Here is a 23,547-nt window from a genome sequence, read left to right as displayed (position 1 = left end):
TATCCTGGTCGGGTGTCAGAAACGTCCCGGCCCGAAGTCGCGCCCACCGATAACGCCTCGCCCGTGCTGTACTCGGAGCGCCTGTGGGTGCCCGTCTGGTGGTGGGCGGTGGGCCTGTTCGTCGCCGGGCTGCTTGCCGCGGAGGTGCACATGGGTGCGCCCGGCCTGCGCGCATGGCTGCCGTACGTCCTGCTGCTGCCACTACCCGTGTGGGGGCTCGTCTGGCTCAGCCGCCTGCGCGTGGAGGTCGTCGAGGAACCGGGCGGCGTCCACCTGCGCGTCGGACAGGCGCATCTGCCGGTGGACGTCATCGCGCGGGTCGCCGAGGTTCCGGGTTCGGCGAAGAGTGCGGCTCTCGGCCGTCAGCTCGACCCCGCCGCGTTCGTGCAACACCGGGTCTGGGTCAAGCCGATGGCGCTGATCGTGCTCGACGACCCCGAGGACCCGACCCCCTACTGGTTGATCAGCACGCGCCGGCCCGCGCAGTTGCTGGCCGCACTCGACCGTGCCCGGCCGCAGACGGACGGAGACTGATCGGACGGTGGGCCTCCCACCGTCCGCCTCGCGAACTCGCCGCCGGTCAGGCCGCGCAGTCCCTGCACACCAGCACTCCGCCCGCGTCACTGGCGAGCCGGCTGCGGTGGTGCACCAGGAAACAGCTCGAACACGTGAACTCGTCGGCCTGCTTCGGTACGACCCGCACCGACAGTTCTTCACCGGACAGATCCGCGCCGGGCAGTTCGAACGACTCCGCGGTGTCGGACTCGTCGACGTCGACAACAGCCGACTGAGCCTCGTTGCGTCGCGCCTTCAGTTCCTCCAGCGAATCCTCCGAAACCTCGTCGGACTCTGTTCGCCGCGGTGCGTCGTAGTCAGTTGCCATGTCGCCTTCCCCTCATCTTCTTCCGTGTATCCCGGCCCGTGCGGCGCGCCGAACCGATCACCGGTCGACCTGTCCACACGAAAACCGCCTCGGCGCAGATCACACCCTGCGGCTGCAGGGCGCTGCAGCGGATGGATTCGTGCCCGGACACCAGGCTCCGGAAACATGATCTACGCCTCTTTTGTCATCTTCTGCCGACCCTCGTTCTGCACGCTTTGAACGACTGGGGCCGCCAGACAGTAGCCGAAGGAAGTACAAAAGTCGTAACCGAATCGACCGATCGCGCAAATTGTCTGCTAATCGTCACCAACACCACAGCAAGCTGTGACATTCCACAACGGGGACGGGTTCGGGGTTATGACGCCGCAGGGATCTAAGGTAGGTGCCGAACCTGCGCCACGACGTGTGGCCGGGCCCTGTATCGGTGCGCTGGACGGGCGACAACGTTCGAAGCGCGGTTCGTAGGAGAGGTCGAGGCACACTGTGGTTTCACTGATCACCGAAGGCAGCCCGCTCGACGACAAGGGTCGTCCGTTCCGGCGGCGGCGGGCGATGCCGATCCTCGTGGTGTTCGCGGTCCTCGCCCTGCTCGGCGCCGTCGCATGGATCGGCGTGCTCGGCGACGACGAGGATCTGGCCGCGACCGTCGACTGCAATCTTCCGCAACCGGCGGCGCAGCCGGTCGACCCCGCGGCCCCGCCGCCGCAGCCGCTGGGCGAGAGGGTGGACGGGTCGACGTTGCGGGACGTGGAGCCCGCCGCGCTGTCCGCCACGAAGGTGCGCGTCTTCAACGCCAACGGCGAACACGGCCAGGCGGCGCAGGTGGCGGCCCAGCTGAGCGACTACGGGTTCGCGAGCGCCCCCGACGTCCAGGCGGGCAACGACCCGATCTACGTCGACCAGAACATGCAGTGCCAGGGGCAGCTGCGGTTCGGCCCGAACGGCGCCGCCGCGGCGAGCGCGCTCTGGCTGGTGGCCCCGTGCGCCGAACTCATCCAGGACACCCGCGCCGACGACACGGTCGACTTGGCCCTCGGAACCTATTTCCGCAAGATCTCGCCGAACGCCGACGCGGAGGAGGTGCTGCGGTCCCTGAAGGATCCGCCGCCCGGCACCCAGCCCGCACCTCTCGACATCGACCTCCTGAAGGCGGCGCGCACCGCCCGCTGCTGACCGCCGGTCACCCCTCCGGGATCGGGGTGTCCGCCCCGATCTCGGCGAACAGGGCGTCCAGCGCGTCGGCGATGCCGGGGGCCGCGGCCACCACCACTTCACCGTCCGCGCTCGACGTGTGCGGCGACGGGATCCGCACGCGGGCGCCCGCCTCGGTCGCGATCAGCGAGCCCGCCGCCCAGTCCCACGGACTGAGCCCGTGTTCGAAATGGGCGTCGACACGGCCCGCCGCGACCATGCACAGATCGAGGGCCGCCGAGCCGATCCGGCGAATGTCCCGCACCCTCGGCAGGATGTCGGCGATGAGGGCGCCCTGAACCTTGCGCCGGGCCGCGCCGTATCCGAATCCGGTGGCGAGCAACGCCATCGACACGTCGGTGACGGGGTTGCACCGCAGTGTGCTCACCCGGCCGTCGGCGTCGGTGAGGGTCGCCCCGCCGCCGCGCACCGCCGCGTACGTCGACCGCGCAGCCACGTCGACCACGACTCCGGCGACGGATACTCCGTCGATCTGGACGGCCACCGAGACGGCGTACGCGGGCACCCCGTACAGAAAGTTGACGGTGCCGTCGATCGGGTCGACGATCCATCGCACTCCCGCGGCGGAATCGCCCTCTCCCCCACCTTCTTCGCCGAGAATCGCATCCTCGGGGCGAAGCTCCGCGAGGCGGTCGCGGATGACCTGCTCGCTCTCGGTGTCGACGACGGTGACCGGGTCGGTGGGAGTGCTCTTCGACGCCACGGCGTCGCCGGATTCCGCTCGCGTCCCGACGATTCCGAATACCTCGGGCCGCCGGGCCCGGACGTGTGCGGCGGCCTCCTCGGCCACCGCGACGGCGACCTCGAGCAGTCGTCTGGGATCGGTGCCGACGTGGCCGGGCGCGGTGTCTGAACTCTGGGGTGCATGCACACACCCATCGGAACACACTTTCGCTGCCTCACACCACCGCTGGCGTTCCGCGCTCCCCTTCCGGGTTACGGCGTCGTCACGCGTCATCACCCACCGAACCCGCGTGGACGCACTAGTGTGACGGGCAGCAGAAGCGCGCCCGGAGAACACGTCGTCGTCGACACGGAGGAGCACACGCCATGACCAAAACGGGGTTCGGTGTCGACGTCGGAGGCAGCGGCGTCAAGGGCGGCGTCGTGGATCTCGGGACCGGCGAGCTGATCGGCGACCGCATCAAGCTCCTCACCCCCCAGCCGTCGACCCCCGAGGCGGTGGCGAAGACCGTCGCGGAGATCATCCGCCAGGCCGGATGGGACGGACCGGTCGGTATCACTCTGCCGAGCGTCGTCACCGGCGGCGTCGCACGATCCGCCGCGAACATCGACAAGGGATGGATCGGGACGGACGCGCGGGCGCTGTTCTCGGACGCACTCGGCGGCAGGCGCGTCACCGTCCTCAACGACGCGGACGCCGCGGGGATGGCCGAGGACGCACTCGGCGCAGGCAAGGACGCGAAGGGCGTCGTCATCCTCCTGACGTTCGGCACCGGCATCGGCTCGGCGATCCTCCACAACGGCGTGCTGCTTCCCAACACCGAGTTCGGCCACATGGAGGTCGACGGCAAGGAGGCCGAGCACCGGGCGGCGTCCTCGGTGAAGGAGAAGAAGGATCTGTCGTACAAGGAATGGGCCGCCGAGGTCAGCCGGGTCCTCACCCGGTTCGAGAACCTCCTGTGGCCTGATCTGTTCATCGCCGGCGGCGGAATCAGCCGCAAACACGAGAAGTGGATCCCCCATCTGACCAACAGGACACCCGTCGTACCTGCTGCGCTGCTCAACACGGCGGGAATCGTCGGTGCTGCGCTCGCGGTCGAAACGGGCATCGCTCCGTAACTATTTCGGATGGGTCGTTACAATGGAAGAGCCCGGCTGCGCGCCGGCGAAACCAGTAGACCTCTCCGCCGGATGACCACTCTGGCGTGACGCCGCACGACACCGTCACGAAAGGGCGTACGTGGCAGCCACCGATACACGTCAGACTGCTGATTCGACTTCAGAGTCAGGACCGGAAGCACCAGTCGCAGCGGCAGCCACCGGCACCGCTCCGGCAGCCGAGGCAGCTCCCGCGAAGAAGGCAGCGGCGAAGAAGGCCCCCGCCAAGAAGGCAGCAGCGAAGAAGGCCCCCGCCAAGAAGGCAGCGGCGAAGAAGGCGGGCGGCAAGAAGGCCACGGCCGGTAAGGGTGCGGACGGCGAGGACCTCGACGAGGATTCCGCCGACATGGAAGACATCGACATCACCGAGGGCGACCTCGCCGAGGTCGAATCCGATGTCGTGGAGGTCGTCGCAGTCGGCGAGGACGACGAGACCGAGGAGCCGTCCGAGAAGGACAAGGCGTCCGGCGACTTCGTGTGGGACGAGGAGGAGTCCGAAGCGCTCCGCCAGGCCCGCAAGGACGCCGAGCTGACCGCGTCCGCAGACTCCGTCCGCGCCTACCTGAAGCAGATCGGCAAGGTCGCCCTCCTCAATGCCGAAGAGGAGGTCGAGCTCGCCAAGCGGATCGAGGCCGGGCTGTACGCGACCCAGATCATGCAGGAGCTGTCCGACTCCGGCGAGAAGCTGCCCGCCGCCCAGCGCCGGGACATGAGCTGGATCTGCCGCGACGGAAACCGCGCCAAGAACCACCTTCTGGAGGCCAACCTCCGGCTCGTCGTGTCGCTGGCCAAGCGCTACACCGGCCGCGGCATGGCGTTCCTGGACCTGATCCAGGAAGGCAACCTGGGCCTCATCCGTGCCGTCGAGAAGTTCGACTACACCAAGGGCTACAAGTTCTCGACCTACGCCACGTGGTGGATCCGTCAGGCCATCACCCGCGCGATGGCCGACCAGGCCCGCACCATCCGCATCCCGGTGCACATGGTCGAGGTCATCAACAAGCTCGGCCGAATCCAGCGTGAACTCCTGCAGGACCTGGGCCGTGAGCCCACGCCCGAAGAGCTCGCGAAGGAAATGGACATCACGCCCGAGAAGGTGCTGGAGATCCAGCAGTACGCGCGTGAACCCATCTCCCTCGACCAGACCATCGGCGACGAGGGCGACAGTCAGCTCGGCGACTTCATCGAGGACTCCGAGGCCGTCGTGGCCGTCGACGCCGTGTCCTTCACCCTGCTGCAGGACCAGCTCCAGTCGGTGCTCGAGACGCTCTCCGAGCGTGAGGCGGGCGTCGTGCGTCTGCGCTTCGGCCTGACCGACGGGCAGCCCCGCACCCTCGACGAGATCGGACAGGTCTACGGCGTCACGCGTGAGCGCATCCGCCAGATCGAATCCAAGACCATGTCGAAGCTGCGCCACCCGTCGCGGTCGCAGGTGCTGCGCGACTACCTGGACTGACGCACCAGATCGCGATGCCCCCGGACTCCGCGCGAGTCCGGGGGCATCGTCGTCCGTGCGCCGGGCATCCGGCGGCCGCCCGTCAGGCGGTGGTGCGCACCCGGAGCCAGGCGCCCGCCACCGGTTCGACCACCCGTGCCGCCACCGGGCCGATGACGGCCATCAGGAGCACGTACGCGGTGGCGAGTGCCACGAGTTCGCTCTCCACGGCGCCCGCCGACAACGCCAGCCCGGCGATGACGATCGAGAACTCGCCGCGCGCGATCAACGCGACCCCGGCGCGGGCCCGGCCCAGCCGCCCGACCCCTTGCTGTTTCGCCGCCCACGCGCCGGTGACCATCTTGGTCAGCGCGGTGACGACGGCGAGCAGCACGGCCCAGCCGAGGACCGGCGGAATCGCCCGGGGATCGGTGTTGAGCCCGAACACCACGAAGAACATCGCCGCGAACAGATCGCGGAGCGGCTCGAGGACGCGGCTCGCGTTGTGGGCGGTCGTGCCGGAGATCGCGATCCCCAGCAGGAACGCGCCGACGGCCGCCGAGACCTGCATCGCCGAGCTGATCCCCGCCACGAGCAGCGCGGCACCGAGCAGCTTCAGCAGCAGGGTCTCGCTGTCCGGGCTGTCCAGCAGCGCGGACACGTAGCGGCCGTACCGCAGCGCGATCACGAGGACGACGGAGATCACGACGAGGGAGATCGCCACCGCCTCGAGTCCACCGGCGAAACTGACGCCGGCGAGCAGGGCCGTCAGGATGGGCAGGTACACGGCCATCGCGAGGTCCTCGAACACCAGGATCGACAGCACGACCGGCGTCTCGCGGTTACCGAGCCGTCCCAGGTCGCTCAGCACCTTCGCGATGATGCCCGAGGACGAGATGTAGGTGACGCCGGCCATGACGACGGCACCGGTGGGTCCCCACCCGAGCATCAGTGCGACGACCGCTCCGGGCGCGGCGTTGAGGACGGCGTCGACGACACCGGCCATCCACGACCGCCGCAGGCCGGTGACGAGTTCCGACGCGGTGTACTCGAGCCCCAGCAGCAGCAGGAGGAGGACCACCCCGATCTCGCTCGCCAGGTGGCTGAACTCGCTGATGTCGCCGAGGTTGACGAATCCGCCGCTGCCGAAGCACAGGCCTCCGAGGAGATAGAACGGGATCGGCGACATCCCGAATTGAGCTGCCAGACGGCCCAGCAGGCCGAGCGCGAAGAACACCGCGCCCAGTTCGATGAGCGCGAGCGTGGTGGTGTTCACGGGTCTGTCAGCCGTTGGCCAGGAGCTTGGCTGACGCGTCCAGTCCGTCTGTGGTTCCGACGGCGACCAGCAGGTCGCCGGAGGTGAGCAGGAAGTCGGGCTTCGGCGACGGGTACACCTGGCCCGCCCGCATGACCGCGACGATCGAGACACCGGTGCGCGTGCGCATCGCGGTGTCGCCGAGCGGGCGGCCGTCGAACCGGGAGTCTTCCTTGATGTACAGCTGCTTGGTGCGGATGCCGGGCAGGTCCCGGTGTTCCTCTTCCAGCTGCGCCACCAGTTGCGGTGCGCCGAGCAGATTGCTGAGCACGGCCGCTTCCTCGGTGGTGAGCGGCACCGACGCGGCACAGGCGTCGGGGTCGTCGGCCTTCGACACGATGAGGTCCGTGCGGCCGTCGCGATGGGTGATGACACCGATGCGGCGACCGGCGGCGAGTTCGAAGTCCTTACGCACCCCGATACCGGGTAGTGGCGTCACTTCAACGTTCATGCCTCCACGGTAGTCCGATGGGGGTGACCAACCGCGGAAGGCTCGCGTCAGTGCCGGGCGGGGAACGTTCCGTCGGCCTCGGGGCGGTACTCCTCGACGGCGGTGACCGCCGCGACGGGCAGCGGCCCGTACAGGTGCGGGAACAGCATCGACGCCGGATCGGCCGGCACGCCCGGCTCCCACGTCACCGGCGAACCGAGGGCGTCGGGGTCGAGTCTGAGGAGGACGAGGTCCGTGCGTCCGGCGAACAATCGGTTGGCGGGCAGGTGCACCTGGGCGGGTGTGGACAGGTGCACGAATCCGTCCGCGGCGTACGTGGCGGGCACGCGAGCGCCTTCGCGTTCCGCGGTGCGCCATTCGTCGCGGCTGCAGATGTGAACGAGCTGGTCTTCGGATTTCACAGGGCGAGACTAGCGTCACGCCCGAAATCGAATCAGCTGTCAGCGAACTCGGACCGATCGGTCTGTTCGCATCGGTGCTCGTCACGTCGTTGTCCGCACGTTTCGGGCCGATTTCGTGTGTGATGCAACACTGAGAAACGCCGTCGGGAACAACGCGTAAACCCCAAACGTCTGACAGAGTAGATCCACCGCGCCACCCCCGACGCGGCGGACCAAGGCCCCAGGCACTCGGCATCAGTCGAAAAGCCAGTACGGAGGAGTCATGCCCGGAACACTGACCAGCCCCCCGTTGACCGCAGCCGACCGGTGCGACCGGTGCGGTGCGGGAGCCCGCGTTCGCGCGGTCCTTCCGACCGGAGGAGAGTTGCTCTTCTGCGGTCACCACGCCAACGAGCACGCAGACCGTCTTCGCGAGATGAACGCCACGATCGTGTCCGAAGCCGAAGCTGCAATCTGATACGTCAGCCCGGGTGACCCGTCCCAGGCTCACCTCTTTCAGCACCAAGAGACCGGCGAGTGCACCGCACTCGCCGGTCTCTTGCGTCTCGCATCATGCGGTGACGGCGGTCACCACTGCCGCAGGGTGGAAATCCGCTCGGTGAGCTGCTCGACGGTGGCGATGGCCGTCGGCGGTCCCCCGCAGACCCGGCGGAGTTCGCCGTGGATGGTGCCGTGCGGCTTGCCCGTCCGGTGGTGGTGCATCGCGACGAGACTGTTCAGTTCGCGGCGCAGTTGCGCGAGCTGACCGGCGGCCGCCACCCGGTCCGCGACCTGCGGAACCGGCGTGTGCACGGGCGCCGGAGCGGGCTCCTGCTTGTCCAGCTGCTCCGACTGACGCTGACGCAGCAGGGCGCGCATCTGGTCGGCGTCGAGGAGACCGGGCAGACCCAGGTAGTCGGCCTCCTCGTCGGAGCCCGAGAACGTGGCCGTCCCGAAGGACGAGCCGTCGTAGATCACCTGGTCGAGCTCGGCGTCGGCACCGAGCGAGGTGAACGCCTTCTCCTCCTCGCCGAGTTCGTCCTTCTGCTTGTTCGCGTCCGCGAGCAGGTCGTCGTCGAAGCCGTCCTTCTCCCGGTGCGGCTTGCCCAGCACATGGTCGCGCTGCGCCTCCAGCTGGCTGGCGAGGTCGAGCAGCACCGGCACCGACGGCAGGAACACGCTCGCCGTCTCACCCTTGCGGCGGGACCGCACGAAACGACCGATCGCCTGCGCAAAGTAGAGCGGGGTGGACGCACTGGTGGCGTACACGCCGACAGCCAGGCGGGGGACGTCGACGCCTTCCGACACCATGCGGACGGCGACCATCCACTTCTGGGTGCTCGCGCCGAACTCGGCGATCCGCTTGGAGGCCGTCGGGTCGTCGGAGAGGACCACGACCGGGTCTTCGCCGGTGACCGCCTTCAGGGTCTGCGCGTAGGCGCGGGCGACGGTCTGGTCGGTGGCGATCACGAGGCCGCCCGCGTCGGGCATGCCGCCGGTGCGCAACTGGCCGAGACGGGTGTCGGCGGCGTGCAGGACCGCGGGAATCCAGTCGCCCGACGGGTCCAGGGCCGTGCGCCACGCCCGGGCCGTCTGTTCCGCACTGAGCGGCTCGCCGAGCCGCGCGGAGAACTCCTCGCCGGCGTTGTTCCGCCAGCGTGCCTCGCCGGAGTACGCGAGGAACACGACGGGCCGGACGACGCCGTCCGCGAGCGCGTCGGAGTACCCGTACGAGTGATCCGCCTTCGAGCGCATCAGACCCTCGCGGTCGGGTTCGTACGTCACGAACGGGATCGCGCTGTCGTCGCTGCGGAACGGCGTACCCGTCAGGGCGAGGCGGCGGGTGGCGTCACCGAACGCCTCCCGGATGGCGTCACCCCAGCTCTTCGCGTCGCCACCGTGGTGGATCTCGTCGAGGATGACCAGCGTGCGCCGGCTCTCGGTGCGGACCCGGTGCTTGAACGGGTGGGAGGCGACCTGCGCGTACGTCACCACCACACCCTGGTAGTCGCTGGACGTCTGCCCGGTCGAGTTCGAGAAGTACGAGTCCAGCGCGATGCCGTTGCGCGCCGCGGACTCGGCCCACTGGTGCTTGAGGTGCTCGGTCGGTGCGACCACCGTCACCTGGTCGACGGTGCGGTCGCGCAGCAACTCGGACGCGACCCGCAGCGCGAACGTGGTCTTACCGGCGCCCGGCGTCGCGACCGCGAGGAAATCCTGGGGTCCGGTGGACAGGTACTTGGTCAGCGCACGACGCTGCCAGGCACGCAGTGACCCCGCGGGCCTGGCTGGTTCGGTCTGTGCGAGGTAGGCCTCGGTGCCCACGATCTGCGCGGCCTCGGTTTCCACTGTCGGCGCCGACTGGGAGCCCACTGTCTCAGCACTCACGGGCTGCCCTCCGCTGGCATGGCACTGTTTGCTCGCACTCCTCGGTATCGATCGACACGTCCGGTCCACACCCGAAGGCGCTGTCCGTCAAGGAGCCTAGCGCCCGGATCCGACGCGAACCGCATTCGCGAGTTCCGATAGTGACAGATTTGTCGCGACACGAGGACAGCAGCGGTGGGCAACCGGGCGTGTCGTCAGGGATGCTGGAAACATCATGACCGAAACACCCTCGACAACACCGCAGAGTGGCGGTGATCCGCCCCGGTCCGGGTGGCATCCGCTACGTCGCGCACTGAGCGTGATCGGTCGCACAGCAAGCAAGGCGTGGGACGATTCGATCTTCGGGAAGGCGGCCACGGCGGCGTTCTGGCAGACGCTGTCGCTGCCCCCGCTCCTACTCGGACTGCTCGGCATGCTCGGCTACGTCGGCGGGTGGTTCGGACCCGACACCGTCGACATCATCCAGTCGAAGATCGTCAACTTCAGCGGGACCGTGTTCAGCGACAGCGTGGTCGAACAGATCATCCGCCCGACGGTCGGGGACGTCCTCGAACGGGGACGTCCCGAGATCGTGTCCCTGAGCTTTCTGCTGTCGCTCTGGGCGGGTTCGTCGGCCATCTCCACGTTCGTGGACTCGATCGTCGAGGCCCACGGCCAGCAGGAGGCGCGGCACCCGGTGTGGCAACGCGTGTTCGCGTTGCTGCTCTACGTGATGTTCCTGATTCTCGCCGTGTTCACCCTGCCGCTGGTCGCGCTGGGGCCGACGCTCGTCGGGAGGGTGCTTCCGGAGGCGTGGCGCACCATCGGGACGGAGATCGTCGACACGTTCTACTACCCCGGTGTGGGACTGCTGCTCATCGTCGGCCTGACGACGCTGTACAAGGTGGCGCTCCCCCGGTCGCTGCCCTGGCATCGGCTGCTCGGCGGCGCGCTCGTCGCGGGAGTGTTCTTCCTCGGAGCGAGCACCTGTCTGCGCCGCTACCTCTCGTGGGTCGCGGGAACCGGATACACGTACGGGGCGCTGGCCACGCCGATCGCGTTCCTGCTGTTCACGTTCTTCCTGGGTTTCGCGGTGGTGCTCGGCGCCGAGTTCAACGCCACCGTGCAGGAGTTCTGGCCTGCCCGGGCGACCCGGATCGACCAGATGCGGGACTGGATCGCCGCGCAGGCCGAGAGTTCACCGTCGACGGGTCCGGTGACCAGCCTCACGCGTCGCATCGCCACCGGCCCGATCAAGGTCGTCGGCGACCGTGCCCGGCCGGAGCCGACCGCACCGGGGTCGGGGAACGACGAAAAGCCCGACGGCCCGGTACGCGAATCTCCCGAGCCACCGGGTGTGCGACGAGCGCCGGCGAAGCCTCAGTCGCCCTTGCGCAATCCTTCGTAGATCTTCTTGCAGTCGGGGCAGACCGGCGATCCCGGCTTCGCGGATTTCGTCACCGGAAACACCTCGCCGCACAACGCGACGACGTGAGTGCCCATGACGGCGCTCTCCGCGATCTTGTTCTTCTTCACGTAATGGAAGACCTTGGGAGTGTCGTCATCGGTCGACTCGTCGGTGGTGACGTCGGGCCGTTCCTTGGTTTGAGTGCTCACCCCTCAATAATGCCGCAACCGGCCGGCGATCCCACCCCCCGTGTGCATTTGCCGGCCGACAGTGGAACAGTGGAGACATGGCACGAAGTGCAGGGTTCGGTGGGTCCCACGACGCCGGCTCACCGAGTAATCCGGTTCTCATCACCGAGGCAGCGCGATCCATCGAGGATCAACACCGTGCCCGTGTCCGCAAGTACCTGCTCATCATGTCGTTCCGGTTCCCGGCGCTGATCTTCGCGGCGGTGGCGTACGGCATCTGGGAGAACCCGTGGATCTCGATGGCAATCATCGGCGTGTCGATCCCGCTGCCCTGGATCGCGGTCCTCATCGCGAACGACCGGCCGCCGCGCACCAAGGACGAGCCCAGCCGGTACGACCACCGCGAGTCGCCGTCGACCGCCCTGCCCGCGCCGCCGCACCACACGATCGAGGGCTGACGCCGTCGGGCGTCCTGCAACAATGCACGGGTGAACCGTGACGAACTGCTGTCGATCTGCCCGTCTCTGCGTGCGGCCCTCCTCCGCAATCGGTACGACACGGACACCTTGCTCGATGTGCTGGGCCCCGAGGTCCATGCGGCGTTGAGCCGCAACGAGCCGGTCCCGGTGCGCCGGGCCAGCGCGTCCTGCGGCGAACTCGGCACCCTGATCCGGCTGTTCCTGCTCACCGACGACTGCCCCGCCGGCGAGGTGGCAGCGGCGCTGTCCCCGCTCGCGGTCGACGACGCCGTCGCCGCAGGACTGCTCGAATCCGACGGCGACGTCGTCCGGGCCGCCCTCGACCTGCGGCCGCTGCACATCGGCGGCGGCAACCGCTGGGTGCTCTCCGACCTCGACGGTTCCCTCCGCCCCCGCGAGACCCCCGTCGATCACGTCATCGGCGTCGGGCACGCGTCGCTGTCGCTGCTGCAGGCCACCCCGACCGCACCGGTCGGGACGTTGCTCGACATCGGGACGGGGTGCGGCATCCAGGCCCTGCACGGCGCCTCCTACGCCGACTCGATCACGGCGACGGACCTGAACGTCCGGGCGGTGGACCTGGCGGCCGTCACGGCAGCGCTCAACGAGCAGGAGGTGGAACTGCTCGCCGGGTCGTGGTTCGAGCCGGTCGAGGGCCGCACGTTCGATCAGGTGGTGGCCAATCCGCCGTTCGTCGTGAGCCGCGCCGCAGTGGGCCACACCTACCGCGACTCCGGCCTCGACCTCGACGGCGCGAGCGAACTGATGATCTCCCGGGTGGCCGGCTACCTCGCGCCCGGCGGCACCGCGGCGCTGCTGGCTTCTTGGATCCACGTCGAGGGCGAGGACTGGCGTGCCCGGGTGGCGTCCTGGCTGCCCGCCCACGGGATCGACGCGTGGGTGGTGCAACGGGACGTCGCGGACCCGGCCCTGTACGTCGGCACCTGGATGCGGGACGGCGGCCTCGACACCCGGGATCCGGCCACCGCGACGGTCGCCGAGGACTGGCTGGACCACCTCGCGAGCGCGGACGTGGAGGGAGTCGGTTTCGGGTTCGTCTACCTGCGCCGGACCGGCGCACCCACCGACCTCATGGCGGAGGACCTCACGCACGGCTTCACCGATCCGCTCGGCGCGGAGGCTCTCGCGTACTTCGAGCGGGTGGCGTGGCTGCGCGACCACGACGTGCTCACCTCCCGGTTCCGGGTCGAGGAGAGCACCGCCCTGGAGCGGGTGTTCCTGCCCGGCGACGAGGGATGGACGCAGGTGGTCGCCCGGTTGCACCGGGGGAACGGCCCGGCGTGGCAGCACGAGGTCGACGATCTCGTCGCCTCGCTCGTCGCGGGCATGCGCGGCGACGGCCTGGTGCTGGGCGAACTGATCGAACTCCTCGCCGCCGCGCACGGGGTCGACGCCGAAGAACTCGCGCAGTCGGCGGTGCCGCTCGTGCACGCCCTCGTCCGGCACGGACTGGTGCTCCCCGCGTAGCCGCCGGGTTCCCGATCCGTCCCCCTTATACGTGTTCTCAGCAACTTCTCAGGACCGAATCGAGAAACCCGCAGGTCACAGCCTCTTCGTAAATTACCGGCCGGGAACTTTCCCGGGCCGTCGGTGCGTTGATCCATATGAGACACCACCGATGAGGAGGCAAGTCATGACAAGCCCCAGCACCACTACTCGCATTCGCCCCAGCGCCGCCGATCTGGACGCCCAGAGCCCCGCTGCCGACCTGGTCCGCGTCTACCTGAACGGAATCGGCCGCACAGCTCTGCTGACGGCCGCAGACGAGGTGGAACTGTCCAAGCGAATCGAGGCTGGGCTGTACGCCGCGCACATCCTGGAGACCGGGAAGCGCCTCTCCCCCGCCAAGAAGCGCGACCTCGCGACGATCGTCCGGGAAGGACAGTCCGCCCGCGCGCACCTCCTCGAGGCCAACCTGCGGCTCGTCGTGTCGCTCGCGAAGCGGTACACCGGACGCGGCATGCCCCTGCTGGACCTCATCCAGGAGGGCAACCTCGGCCTGATCCGCGCGATGGAGAAGTTCGACTACGCGAAGGGGTTCAAGTTCTCGACGTACGCCACCTGGTGGATCCGTCAGGCGATCACCCGTGGCATGGCCGACCAGAGCCGCACGATCCGGCTGCCAGTGCACCTCGTGGAGCAGGTCAACAAGCTGGCCCGCATCAAGCGGGAGCTGCATCAGCAACTCGGGCGTGAGGCGACCGACGACGAACTGGCCGAGGAGTCGGGGATCCCGGCGCACAAGATCGCGGATCTGCTCGACCACAGCCGCGACCCGGTGAGCCTCGACATGCCGGTCGGCAACGACGAGGAGGCCCCGCTGGGCGACTTCATCGAGGATTCCGAGGCCACGTCCGCGGAGAACGCCGTGATCGCCGGTCTCCTGCACAGCGACGTGCGCACCGTGCTCGCCACCCTCGACGAACGTGAGCAGCAGGTCATCCGCCTGCGGTACGGCCTCGACGACGGCCAGCCCCGCACCCTCGACCAGATCGGCAAGCTCTTCGGGCTCTCCCGCGAGCGCGTCCGGCAGATCGAGCGCGAGGTGATGGGCAAGCTGCGTCAGGGCGACCGCGCCGAGCGGCTGCGTTCCTACGCGAGCTGACCCCCAAGTCCACCACCGATTCAGCGCCGGTGCCGGTCGTACGCGACCGGCACCGGCGTTGTGCTCTGCGGGGACCTTCCGTCTGCGGGACCGTGAGACGGGTCAGCGCAGCCGGCGGGGTCCGAGGTCGGCGACGCTGGGCTCCGGGCCGATCCGCACGCGCGAATCGGTGACCTGCGCACCCTCGGCGGACGCGAGCACCGGTTCGCAGGCCAGTTCCCGTACCTCCGGGAGGTCGTCGGCGAGAGCGGAGATCCGCTGCACGAGGTCGACGAGGGCCGACTTGTTCACCGGCACCGCGCTGCGGTATCCGGACAGCAGCGGCGCGGCCTTCGGTGCGTCGATCAGCTCCGCTGCGGCGTCCTCGGTGAGGGGCAGCACCCGATAGGCGCGGTCGCCGAGCAGGTCGGAGATCACGCCGGCGAGCCCGAACGAGATGAGCGAACCGAACGACGGGTCGTCCTGCACGCCGACGACGCAGCCGATCCCCTTGGTGGCCATCCGCTGCACGTGCAGCAGGGGTTCACCGGATGCGGCGGCGAGGTCGCGGTAGGCCCGGCGGACCGAGTCCGGTGCGACCAGGTCGAGGCGGACCCCGCCGAGGTCGGGCCGGTGCCGCCACTGTTCCCCCGTCGCCTTCACCGCGACCGGGTATCCCAATTCCTCCGCGGCCTGCACGGCCTCCTCCTCGGTGGTGGCGGACCGGAATTCCACGACGTCCACGCCGTAGCACGCGAGGAGTTGCGACGCCTCGAAGTCCGACAGCCAGCGTCCGGACGACGCCCCGAGCCAGCCGTCGACCAGCGCTTTCGCCCGCTCCGGATCGATCCCGTTGGGGCGCAACACTTTCGAAGACGGCTTGCTCTTCCAGGCCGAGTACCGCCAGGCCCGTGCCAGGGCCAGCGCCGCCCGTTCCGGACCGGGATAGGACGGCACCGAACCGCGCGTCGGATGCCCGTCCTCACCGCGGACCGCCAGGACGTCGGGCACGCCCTCCGCCGCGAGGAACGTCGTGAGCACGGGTTTGTCGGCGTCCCGCACCGCTTCCCGCAGCGCCTGGGCATAGGGTTCGGCGGGGACGGCGACCGGGGGAACGAACACGGCGATCACCGAATCGACGTCGAAGGACGCCAGTGCCGTCCGCACGGCCGTCGCGAATTCCTCGGGACCGGCCTGCGGGCCGAGGTCGACGGGGTCGCCGACCTGCAAACCCTCGCTGCGGGCCGCGTCGGCGGCGAGGACACCGAGCGCGGTGGAGTTCCCGACCACGGCCAGTCGCGGGCCCGCGGGCAGCGGCTGGTACCCGAACAGCAGCGCACAGTCGAACAGCTGGGAGATCGACCCGACCTGCACCACTCCGGCCTGCTCGAAGAGGGCCCGCACGATCGAGTCGTCCATCTCGCCGCCGCTGGCCGCCAGCGCGGGCGGGACGGCGTGCCGCCCGCTCTTGACCGCGACGATCGGCTTGTTCCTCGCCACCCTGCGCGCGATGCGCGAGAACTTGCGGGGATTGCCGAAGCTCTCCAGATACAGCAGCACCACCTCGGTGGCCGGGTCCGAATCCCAGTACTGCAGCAGGTCGTTGCCGGAGACGTCGGCGCGGTTGCCCGCGGAGACGAACGCGGACAACCCTATTCGGCTCCGCGCGGCCTCGTCGAGGATGGCGATGCCGAGTGCGCCGGACTGGCAGAAGAATCCGACGTTGCCGGGACTCGGCAGCACCGGCGCGAGGGTGGCGTTCAACGACACGTCGCGGTCGTTGTTGGCCACGCCGAGCGCGTTGGGACCGATCAGCCGCATCCCGTGCGCGCGGGCGGCGTGGACGAGGCGGCGCTCGGACTGCCGTCCGTCCGTTCCGGTTTCACTGAATCCCGAGGACACGACGACGAGGGCCTTGACTCCCTTGTCCAGGCAGTCGTCGAGGACGGCGTTGATCGATTCGGCGGGGACGGCGACGACCGCGAGGTCCACCTCGTCGGGAATGTCTCGGACCGTCGGGTACGCCCGCACCCCGTGGACCGAACGGTGCTCCGCGTTGACCGGATACACCGGGCCGGTGAATCCCGCCCGCAGCAGGTTGGTCAGGACGGCGTTGCCGACCTTCGCCCGGTCGGTGGACGCGCCGATCACCGCGACCGACCGCGGGCTGAGCACGTTGCGCATGCTCCGCGCCTCGGCGGCACGCTCGCGGGAATTGCGCACGGACACCATCGCTTCGGTGGGGTCGATCGCGAACTCGAGCCTGAGGACGCCGCCCTCGAAGCTGCGGCTCACCTGATATCCGGCCTCGCGGAATACGGTCACCATGTTCCGGTTCTCCGCGAGGACCTCGGCGACGAACATCGTCAGACCGCTCTCCGCGGCCGCCGCGGCCAGGTGCTCGAGCAGGATCGGCCCGAGTCCGCGGCCCTGGTGTGCGTCGGCGACGACGAATGCCACTTCCGCGGATTTGCCGTCCCCCTCGCCGGTGAGCCGCTCGTACCGGCCGACGGCGATGATCTCGTCCCCGAGCAGCACCACGAACGCCACCCGGTCGTGGTGGTCGACGGTGGTGAAGTGCACGACGTCCCGTTGCGACATGGTCGGGTAGGGACCGAAATACCGCAGGTAGCGGGTGCGTTCGGACAGCTTGGAGTGGAACGTCACGAGTTTGTCGGCGTCCTCGGGCACGATCGGCCGCAGCGCGACCGCCCCGCCGTCCGCGGCGAGCACGTCGGCGACCCAGTGCCGCGGGTAGTTGTGCGCGGGGTCGGGTTTCCCCGTCGCCCCGGCATTGGCCGACGACTCAGTGCTGCCCGTCTCTGCACTGCCCGACGACTCAGTGCTGCCCGTCTCTGCACTGCCCGACGACTCCGTGGCACCGGTGGTTTCGTTGCCGTCCGCCTGCTCAGTCACGGGGATCCTCCGGGTCGAGTCCGAGTAGGGGGAAGCAGGCACGCCGGGTGGCGATGACGGCGGAGTCGATCCGCGTCAACGCGCGGTCGACCGACGGAATCCCGGTTTCCGGTGTGCCACCGGGACCGTCCCAGGGCAGGTAGTCGACTTCCCCGCCGTCGCCCATCGTGTCCGGCAGGTCGACGCTGGGCGCGAGGGCGTGAGCCCGCTCCTGCCAGGCCTCGGGTACCGCACGGGCGGTGTCGATCTCGCGGTCGAGCGCCGCGGCGATCAGGTGGGTCCACGCCCGCGGGACGACGCGGACGAGGCCGTACCCGCCGCCGCCGACGGCGAGCCAGCGTCCCTCGGCGTACCGGTCGGCGAGGTCGCGCATCGCGAGGAACGCGGCCCGCTGGCCGTCGACGGTCAGCGCGAGGTCGGCCAGCGGGTCCTCCCGATGGCTGTCGACACCGCACTGGCTGATCACGATCTGCGGCCGGAACGCGGCGAGGGCTCCGGGCACGACGGCGTGGAAACCGCGCAGCCACAACGCATCGACGGTGCCGGGCAGCACGGGGAGGTTGATCGCCGTGCCCTCCCCCGATCCCTCGCCGACTTCGCTCGACCACCCCGTGTTGGGCCAGAGCGTTGCCGGGTGCTGGTGCAGGGAGATCGTCAGGACCCGCGGGTCGCCCGCGAATGCGTGCTGGACGCCGTCGCCGTGGTGTGCGTCGACGTCGATGTAGGCGATCCGGTCGAAACCGTTGTCCAGCAGCCAGGACACGGCAATGGCGACGTCGTTGTACACACAGAAGCCGGAGGCCCAGTCGGGCATGGCGTGATGCATGCCGCCGCCGATGCTGACGGCGCGGCGGGTGCGGCCCGCCGCGATTTCCTGCGCCGCGGCGAGGGAACCGCCGGCGAGGATCGCGCTCGCCTCGTGCATCTGGGGAAAGACGGGATTGTCCTCGGTGCCGAGCCCGTGCGGCGCCTCCGCGCCGAGCACGCCCGACGTCGCGGAGTGACCGGCCTGTTTGACCGCTTCGACGTACGCGGGAGTGTGGATCCGCAACAGATCTGCGTCCGAGGCGGCGGCGGGCCGCAGCAGTTCGACCCCCTCCAGCGTCCCGAGGCTGCGCGCGAGCGACATGGTCAGCTCGAGCCGCGTGGGATTCATCGGGTGGTCCGCACTCCACCGATAACTGAGATAGTCCGGACTCCACACGACTGCACGGTTCGATACCAGTGCAGCCGAATCCTCCCCGGAACTGAACGACGCGGTCATGGACTCACGCTACTGGTCCCCCGTGGAGGGTGTCAGCAGACCCCGCCGGACCGTCACCGACGCGCGGCGGGGACGGACGGCGCCGGTGCCGGGCAATCACCGGTAGAATCAACCGAGACGAAGGGGTGTGAGTGTGAAGGATCTGGTCGACACCACGGAGATGTACCTCCGGACGATCTACGACTTGGAAGAAGAGGGCGTCGTCCCACTTCGAGCACGTATTGCCGAACGACTCGAGCAGAGCGGTCCGACGGTCAGCCAGACCGTTGCCCGGATGGAACGCGACGGCCTCCTCCTGGTCGCCGGTGACCGCCACCTGGAACTGACGGAGAAGGGCCGCGAACTCGCGGTGTCCGTGATGCGGAAGCACCGCCTGGCCGAACGACTCCTCGTGGACGTCATCGGTCTCCGGTGGGAAGAGGTTCACGCCGAGGCGTGCCGGTGGGAGCACGTCATGAGCGAGGAAGTGGAGCGGCGCCTGGTGGAGGTGCTCAACAATCCCACCACCTCGCCGTACGGCAACCCGATTCCGGGACTGGCTCTGCTCGGGCTGGACCGCCCGGTCGACCCCCCGGAGACGCTCATCCGCCTCACGGACGTGCCGCCCGGCAAGCCGACCGCGGTCGTCGTCCGCCGTCTCGCCGAGCACGTGCAGTCGGATCCGGACGTCATCGGACAGTTGCGGGAGGCGGGCGTCGTACCGGACGCGCGCGTCACCGTGGAGACCAAGCCCGGGTCGGTCACGATCACGGTGCCCGGCCACAGCGGGTTCGATCTGTCCGAGGAGATGGCGCATGCCGTCCAGGTGAAGCAGGTTCAGGGATAGTCGATGAAACTTCTGGTCACCGGCGGCGCCGGCTATGTCGGCAGCGTCTGCAGCACGGTCCTGCTCGAACGAGGACACGACGTCGTCGTCATCGACGACCTGTCGACGGGTAACGCCGACGCGGTGCCGCTCGGTGCCGAGTTCATCGACGGCGACGTCGCGGACGTGGCGGCAGACGTGCTCGGTACGAGCGGCACTCCCCGGTTCGACGGGGTCCTGCACTTCGCGGCGCAGTCGCTCGTCGGCGAGTCGGTCCAGTACCCGGAGAAGTACTGGCGCGGCAACGTCGTCACCACGCTCGAACTCCTCGAGGCCATGCGGCATTCGGGGACGCGGAAACTCGTGTTCTCGTCGACGGCCGCCACGTACGGCGAACCCGAGCACTCGCCGATCACGGAGGCCGATCCGACGCGTCCCACCAATCCGTACGGGGCGACGAAACTCGCGATCGACCATGCCATCACGTCCTACTCGATGGCACATTCGCTCGCGGCGACCAGCCTGCGGTATTTCAACGTCGCGGGAGCGTACAAGTCGGCCGGCGAGAACCGGGTCGTCGAAACGCATTTGATTCCTCTCGTGCTCCAGGTGGCGCTCGGCCAGCGGGAGAAGATCTCGATCTTCGGCACCGACTGGCCGACTCCGGACGGAACGGCGATCCGCGATTACATCCATGTGCTCGACCTCGCCGAGGCGCACGTGCTGGCCTTGGAGTCGTCGATCGAGGGCAGGCACCGCATTTACAATCTCGGTAGCGGCGCGGGTTTCAGTGTGCGCGAAGTCATCTCGGCGTGCGCGCGGGTCACCGGGCTGCCCATCGCGGTCGAGGACGCACCGCGCCGGGCCGGCGACCCCGCCGTGCTGGTCGCGTCGAGTGATCGTGCGATCGCGGAACTCGGGTGGCGACCGGAACACACGGACCTCGACGAGATCGTCGCCGACGCCTGGACGTACCTGCAGGAGCTGGGCGACCGGTCGCACGCGGCGCGTCGCTGACGCAGGCTCAGCCGGCGAGGGGCGGGGGCAGCACGACACCGACCGCGCTCGCGCGTTCGTAACCGACGTCGGCCAGTCCCCGCACCTCGCCGGGCCGCATTCCGCTGTGCAGTGCACCGTCCAGCAGGGTGGCCAGCCTGTGTCCCGGCTCCGAGTCCAGGGCGGCGGCCAACGCGATGCCGGCGAACGGCCCGTCCCCCCGCAGGTAGGCGCTGTAGCCGAGCAACGCCGCCGGGTTCGCGCGTTCCGGGTCGGGGAGGTTGCGGGCCAGGAGAATCCACAGTTGCTCGGCATCCTCGGCGTACGGGCCCACGGCGAGTGCGAGCACGCTGTCCCGGACGGTGACGTTGTCCAGTGCGAGCGCGAGTTCCGCGTACTCGGGCGCGAGGAGCCTCTCGCCGGACGAGACCCGGGCCACGTGTGTCAGCACCAGTTCGAGCTCGAGCCGGTGGCAGCGATCGGGCACGGTCGACCGCTCGGCCAGCTGCCTTCGCAGTAGCGAGGAGGGGCGGCCACGTTCGATGAGGGCGGCAATCTGCAGGCGCTCGAGCACCGGCCCGACCTCGATGGTGGCCTCCATCTCCTCGCGCGAGGCGCGGATGGGTTTGCCCTCGAGGACCCGCGCGAGCGCGACGCGGGACGATGCCGGATCGGACTGGACACCGTAATTGCCGCCGAAGAGGCTGAACCATGCACCGCCCGACGCGATCTCCGCCGTGAGGAAGACGTCGAGAAGGTCGGTGGGCGTGAATTCGAGAAGGTCCTCGAATTCTTCGACGATCGCGGACATTTCGTCGACACAGAGCGCGGTAGGGCTGGTGACACGGTCGTCGACGAGAACCAGGATCACCCCGCCGGCACGGTCACGCTCACAGACGGTGGCGAACTGGCCCAGCGCCGCGCACATCGTCGGGGTCGGCCCAGTGGCACCTCCGAGGATCAGGTCGTGTCTCATGACGGCGCCGACCGACGGGTTGCGCTTCCCGGTCAGGCACACCGCCACGATCGACCGGGCGGGCCGGAATCCGAGCAGTGCGGGTATCGACGCGAGCAGGTCGTCCGGAGCGGACAGCGTGACCGTGTGCTGCTGCGGGGGCGGTTCCCCGCCGGGATCGTCGGAGAAGCCGGAACCGTGGGGGAATGCGGGTGTCGTCATGCCCCAGACTCTGTCCGGTCGGCGTCGCGGGGGTCGGCGAGCGAACTGGGGAAACACAGAGGGCTGTGGATGAGCCACGGGTTGTGGACAACCCGGCCGCCGCGCCGGGCGGACGCGCCGTTCGGCCGAGAGGCGGTCGGAGCCCTGTGCTAGGGCCCGCTCAGCTGTTCTGGACCTTCTGCACCGCGGCGGTGAACACTTCGTCGAGCGCGACGGTGTCGGCCTTCGCGTCGCCGAACGACATGAAGGTCGCGGACACCCGCACGTCGCCCACCTGCGCGATCAACGTCACCATCGACCGGGTGACCTGTTCGCTCCCGGCGCCGGACCTGACGGTTCGCCGGAGGGCGAGGGTGTCGTCCGCCCGGACCGGAGGTGCCGGCGTGATCTCGGTGGTGACGGTGGATTCGGCGCCGCTGTCCGTCACGGTGACCTCACCGCACGTCTTCGTCTGTTCGGCCAGTTCGCCGAGGGGTGTGTCGGTCCTGGTGAGCTCGACCGAGATCGTCGAACGGCTCGCGTTGTCGGTACCGACCGCCATGACGGTGCCGGTCGGTCCGTAGTCCTGCGCAGGCGGCGCACAGTCCGCGGGGTCGACCACCGCACCCTGCGGAACCCCCGTCAGGTCGGGCGCCGCCATCGACACGGCCTGGGCGGGCAACACGATCGCCGCGTACCGGGCGGGGAAGTCTGCCGGATCGACCAGCAGCTTCGACAGTCCCTTTCCGGACGGCGAACCCGCCGCGACGGTGGTGCTCGGCTGCGCGACACCGGAGACCGTCGAGGTACACCCGGCGAGAATCGCCGCCGCGGCCAGCGCGACCACCGGTGCGACGGCCGTCCGTACCGCTGTGCGCCGAGATGTCACCGTCGTCCTCCCGTGTCGGATGTGCCCTTTCCGCCACTCTGCCACGCCGACGCACCGACGGCGGGGAGGCTGCGGCTCAGCTGCCGCGGGCGATCCATTCCTCCAGATGCGGGGCCTCGGTTCCGACGGTGGTGCCGTCGCCGTGCCCGGTGCGGACCGTCGTCGACGCCGGCAGCGCGAACAGGCGGTCGCGAATGGATCCGATGATCGTCGGGAAGTCCGAGTAGGAGCGCCCGGTGGCTCCCGGACCGCCCGAGAACAGGGTGTCGCCGCTGAACAACTCCTCCGCCTCCGACAGATACAGGCAGCAGGAACCGGGGGAATGCCCGGGCGTGTGGAGCACGCGGAGGTCGGTCCCCGCCACCGCGATCTCCTGACCGTCCTCGATCGGCGTGTAGGCGACGGCGGGGTGCGTCTGCTGCCACAACACGTCGTCGGCCGGATGGAGGAAGAGCGGGGCGTCCAGAGCCGCGGACAGTTCGGGAGCGACGGTGACGTGGTCGTTGTGACCGTGTGTGCACACGATCGCCCGGACACGCCTGCCGCCGACGGCCTCGACGATCGGTGCCGCGGTGTGAGCGGCGTCGATCACCACGACTTCGGCGTCGTCACCGACGATCCACACGTTGTTGTCGACGTCCCAGGTGCCACCGTCGAGGCTGAAGGTGCCGGAGGTGACCACCCGGTCGATGCGCACGCTCACGACTCGACCTCCGATCGCCGTGTCGCTCGGATCCGTGTCGACATCGCGCACCTCCAGGGTCGTCCGTCTCGGATCGTGCCGTTCCTCACATTGCCACAGACCGTGCGCGGGATCTCGCTGTGGGCGAACACCGGAGGCCGTCCGGCGGGAATTATCGGTCGCGCGTGTCGCGTTCCCCCAGAGCAGGGCCTCCGAGAGCAAAGTCCGACGTATCGATGCCGGAGACGATAGGGGACACTGGAGGCCAGGCACG

23 protein-coding genes are annotated in these 23,547 nt (G+C 69.2%); 11 read left to right on the top strand and 12 right to left on the bottom strand.

All coding sequences use genetic code 11. From position 1 onward, the window contains the following. Window positions 1-63: 63 nt before the first annotated feature. Window positions 64-534 (top strand): DUF3093 domain-containing protein, encoded by a 471-nt coding sequence (locus tag ACFU5V_RS20460; protein WP_378433182.1) that lies wholly within the window; start codon window positions 64-66, stop codon window positions 532-534. Window positions 535-580: 46 nt separating this feature from the next. Here ACFU5V_RS20460 and ACFU5V_RS20455 read toward each other — a convergent pair whose 3' ends face one another. Then, window positions 581-883, bottom strand: a complete 303-nt coding sequence (locus ACFU5V_RS20455; RefSeq protein ID WP_005240850.1) for a DUF4193 domain-containing protein — start codon at window positions 881-883, stop codon at window positions 581-583. Between the two features lie 483 nt (window positions 884-1,366). Here ACFU5V_RS20455 and cei point away from each other — a divergent pair, with 483 nt between their 5' ends. Continuing rightward, window positions 1,367-2,056 carry an envelope integrity protein Cei gene (cei, locus tag ACFU5V_RS20450; RefSeq protein WP_378701468.1) on the top strand — a complete coding sequence of 230 codons (690 nt, stop codon included), beginning with the start codon at window positions 1,367-1,369 and terminating at the stop codon, window positions 2,054-2,056. 7 nt (window positions 2,057-2,063) lie between these two features. Here cei and ACFU5V_RS20445 read toward each other — a convergent pair whose 3' ends face one another. Beyond that, a complete protein-coding gene (locus tag ACFU5V_RS20445) occupies window positions 2,064-2,984 on the bottom strand; it encodes an inositol monophosphatase family protein (protein WP_378701466.1) in 921 nt (306 codons plus the stop codon). Window positions 2,985-3,145: 161 nt separating this feature from the next. Between ACFU5V_RS20445 and ppgK the strand changes: the two genes are divergently transcribed. Next, window positions 3,146-3,898 (top strand): polyphosphate--glucose phosphotransferase, encoded by a 753-nt coding sequence (gene ppgK / locus ACFU5V_RS20440; RefSeq protein ID WP_378701464.1) that lies wholly within the window; start codon window positions 3,146-3,148, stop codon window positions 3,896-3,898. Window positions 3,899-4,019: 121 nt separating this feature from the next. Continuing rightward, a complete protein-coding gene (locus ACFU5V_RS20435; RefSeq protein WP_378433178.1) occupies window positions 4,020-5,393 on the top strand; it encodes an RNA polymerase sigma factor in 1,374 nt (457 codons plus the stop codon). A gap of 82 nt (window positions 5,394-5,475) precedes the next feature. Here ACFU5V_RS20435 and ACFU5V_RS20430 read toward each other — a convergent pair whose 3' ends face one another. The 3 genes from ACFU5V_RS20430 to ACFU5V_RS20420 are packed head-to-tail and all read right to left on the bottom strand — an operon-like array spanning window position 5,476 to window position 7,539. After that, window positions 5,476-6,648 (bottom strand): cation:proton antiporter, encoded by a 1,173-nt coding sequence (locus tag ACFU5V_RS20430; protein WP_378701462.1) that lies wholly within the window; start codon window positions 6,646-6,648, stop codon window positions 5,476-5,478. A 7-nt stretch (window positions 6,649-6,655) separates the two neighbouring features. Continuing rightward, window positions 6,656-7,138 carry a cation:proton antiporter regulatory subunit gene (locus ACFU5V_RS20425; protein WP_005240833.1) on the bottom strand — a complete coding sequence of 161 codons (483 nt, stop codon included), beginning with the start codon at window positions 7,136-7,138 and terminating at the stop codon, window positions 6,656-6,658. A gap of 47 nt (window positions 7,139-7,185) precedes the next feature. Next, the gene (locus ACFU5V_RS20420; protein WP_378701460.1) at window positions 7,186-7,539 is read right to left on the bottom strand and encodes a DUF952 domain-containing protein; all 354 of its coding nucleotides are present in this window, start codon (window positions 7,537-7,539) and stop codon (window positions 7,186-7,188) included. A gap of 262 nt (window positions 7,540-7,801) precedes the next feature. Between ACFU5V_RS20420 and ACFU5V_RS20415 the strand changes: the two genes are divergently transcribed. Then, the gene (locus ACFU5V_RS20415; protein ID WP_005240831.1) at window positions 7,802-7,996 is read left to right on the top strand and encodes a hypothetical protein; all 195 of its coding nucleotides are present in this window, start codon (window positions 7,802-7,804) and stop codon (window positions 7,994-7,996) included. 110 nt (window positions 7,997-8,106) lie between these two features. Here ACFU5V_RS20415 and ACFU5V_RS20410 read toward each other — a convergent pair whose 3' ends face one another. Beyond that, window positions 8,107-9,867: a DEAD/DEAH box helicase gene (locus ACFU5V_RS20410; RefSeq protein WP_054246693.1), complete on the bottom strand. Its 1,761-nt coding sequence runs from the start codon at window positions 9,865-9,867 to the stop codon at window positions 8,107-8,109. A gap of 253 nt (window positions 9,868-10,120) precedes the next feature. Here ACFU5V_RS20410 and ACFU5V_RS20405 point away from each other — a divergent pair, with 253 nt between their 5' ends. Further along, a complete protein-coding gene (locus tag ACFU5V_RS20405) occupies window positions 10,121-11,293 on the top strand; it encodes a YihY/virulence factor BrkB family protein (protein ID WP_378701458.1) in 1,173 nt (390 codons plus the stop codon). Here the strand turns inward: ACFU5V_RS20405 and ACFU5V_RS20400 are convergent. Continuing rightward, the gene (locus ACFU5V_RS20400) at window positions 11,266-11,502 is read right to left on the bottom strand and encodes a DUF3039 domain-containing protein (protein WP_185729341.1); all 237 of its coding nucleotides are present in this window, start codon (window positions 11,500-11,502) and stop codon (window positions 11,266-11,268) included. The two genes, ACFU5V_RS20405 and ACFU5V_RS20400, sit on opposite strands and share 28 nt — an antisense overlap. Window positions 11,503-11,579: 77 nt before the next feature. On the opposite strand from ACFU5V_RS20400, the gene ACFU5V_RS20395 reads away from it, so the two are divergent. The 3 genes from ACFU5V_RS20395 (at window position 11,580) to ACFU5V_RS20385 (ending at window position 14,586) form a co-directional block, all read left to right on the top strand. After that, window positions 11,580-11,939, top strand: coding sequence for a DUF3099 domain-containing protein (locus ACFU5V_RS20395; RefSeq protein WP_005261100.1), 360 nt, complete (start codon window positions 11,580-11,582; stop codon window positions 11,937-11,939). A 30-nt stretch (window positions 11,940-11,969) separates the two neighbouring features. Next, window positions 11,970-13,448 (top strand): methyltransferase, encoded by a 1,479-nt coding sequence (locus ACFU5V_RS20390; RefSeq protein ID WP_378701456.1) that lies wholly within the window; start codon window positions 11,970-11,972, stop codon window positions 13,446-13,448. Window positions 13,449-13,614: 166 nt separating this feature from the next. Then, complete coding sequence (locus tag ACFU5V_RS20385) at window positions 13,615-14,586, top strand: sigma-70 family RNA polymerase sigma factor (RefSeq protein ID WP_378441133.1); 972 nt, start codon at window positions 13,615-13,617, stop codon at window positions 14,584-14,586. Window positions 14,587-14,688: 102 nt separating this feature from the next. Here ACFU5V_RS20385 and ACFU5V_RS20380 read toward each other — a convergent pair whose 3' ends face one another. Then, window positions 14,689-17,481, bottom strand: a complete 2,793-nt coding sequence (locus ACFU5V_RS20380; protein WP_378701454.1) for a GNAT family N-acetyltransferase — start codon at window positions 17,479-17,481, stop codon at window positions 14,689-14,691. After that, window positions 17,474-18,745 (bottom strand): acetoin utilization protein AcuC, encoded by a 1,272-nt coding sequence (locus ACFU5V_RS20375; protein ID WP_378433614.1) that lies wholly within the window; start codon window positions 18,743-18,745, stop codon window positions 17,474-17,476. The genes ACFU5V_RS20380 and ACFU5V_RS20375 overlap by 8 nt, the downstream gene beginning before the upstream one ends. Window positions 18,746-18,878: 133 nt before the next feature. Between ACFU5V_RS20375 and ACFU5V_RS20370 the strand changes: the two genes are divergently transcribed. Together ACFU5V_RS20370 and galE are read left to right on the top strand one after the other, a co-directional pair. Beyond that, window positions 18,879-19,571 (top strand): metal-dependent transcriptional regulator, encoded by a 693-nt coding sequence (locus tag ACFU5V_RS20370; RefSeq protein WP_015890477.1) that lies wholly within the window; start codon window positions 18,879-18,881, stop codon window positions 19,569-19,571. Window positions 19,572-19,574: 3 nt separating this feature from the next. Beyond that, a complete protein-coding gene (gene galE, locus ACFU5V_RS20365) occupies window positions 19,575-20,567 on the top strand; it encodes a UDP-glucose 4-epimerase GalE (protein ID WP_378701452.1) in 993 nt (330 codons plus the stop codon). A 7-nt stretch (window positions 20,568-20,574) separates the two neighbouring features. On the opposite strand, the gene ACFU5V_RS20360 is transcribed toward galE, so the two are convergent. The 3 genes from ACFU5V_RS20360 to ACFU5V_RS20350 form a co-directional block, all read right to left on the bottom strand. Next, window positions 20,575-21,723 carry a DUF4192 domain-containing protein gene (locus ACFU5V_RS20360; RefSeq protein ID WP_378701449.1) on the bottom strand — a complete coding sequence of 383 codons (1,149 nt, stop codon included), beginning with the start codon at window positions 21,721-21,723 and terminating at the stop codon, window positions 20,575-20,577. A gap of 160 nt (window positions 21,724-21,883) precedes the next feature. Beyond that, on the bottom strand, window positions 21,884-22,549 hold the full coding sequence (locus tag ACFU5V_RS20355; protein ID WP_378701522.1) for a DUF5642 family protein: 666 nt from the start codon (window positions 22,547-22,549) through the stop codon (window positions 21,884-21,886). A 118-nt stretch (window positions 22,550-22,667) separates the two neighbouring features. Further along, window positions 22,668-23,294, bottom strand: coding sequence for an MBL fold metallo-hydrolase (locus ACFU5V_RS20350; protein ID WP_378701447.1), 627 nt, complete (start codon window positions 23,292-23,294; stop codon window positions 22,668-22,670). Between the last annotated feature and the right edge of the window lie 253 nt (window positions 23,295-23,547).

The organism is Rhodococcus sp. NPDC057529 (assembly GCF_042802055.1).
Classification (GTDB): domain Bacteria; phylum Actinomycetota; class Actinomycetes; order Mycobacteriales; family Mycobacteriaceae; genus Rhodococcus_F.
Note: the sequence above shows the minus strand (reverse complement) of the source record. Positions and strands in the feature narration are given on the sequence as shown.

Bases quoted from the DNA above. Each gene is read 5' to 3' on its own strand.
- ACFU5V_RS20455 (WP_005240850.1), bottom strand. From the start codon at position 883: ATGGCAACTGACTACGACGCACCGCGGCGAACAGAGTCCGACGAGGTT.
- ppgK (WP_378701464.1), top strand. From the start codon at position 3,146: ATGACCAAAACGGGGTTCGGTGTCGACGTCGGAGGCAGCGGCGTCAAG.
- ACFU5V_RS20425 (WP_005240833.1), bottom strand. From the start codon at position 7,138: ATGAACGTTGAAGTGACGCCACTACCCGGTATCGGGGTGCGTAAGGAC.
- ACFU5V_RS20415 (WP_005240831.1), top strand. From the start codon at position 7,802: ATGCCCGGAACACTGACCAGCCCCCCGTTGACCGCAGCCGACCGGTGC.
- ACFU5V_RS20405 (WP_378701458.1), top strand. From the start codon at position 10,121: ATGACCGAAACACCCTCGACAACACCGCAGAGTGGCGGTGATCCGCCC.
- ACFU5V_RS20395 (WP_005261100.1), top strand. From the start codon at position 11,580: ATGGCACGAAGTGCAGGGTTCGGTGGGTCCCACGACGCCGGCTCACCG.
- ACFU5V_RS20385 (WP_378441133.1), top strand. From the start codon at position 13,615: ATGACAAGCCCCAGCACCACTACTCGCATTCGCCCCAGCGCCGCCGAT.
- ACFU5V_RS20375 (WP_378433614.1), bottom strand. From the start codon at position 18,745: ATGACCGCGTCGTTCAGTTCCGGGGAGGATTCGGCTGCACTGGTATCG.
- galE (WP_378701452.1), top strand. From the start codon at position 19,575: ATGAAACTTCTGGTCACCGGCGGCGCCGGCTATGTCGGCAGCGTCTGC.
- ACFU5V_RS20360 (WP_378701449.1), bottom strand. From the start codon at position 21,723: ATGACGACACCCGCATTCCCCCACGGTTCCGGCTTCTCCGACGATCCC.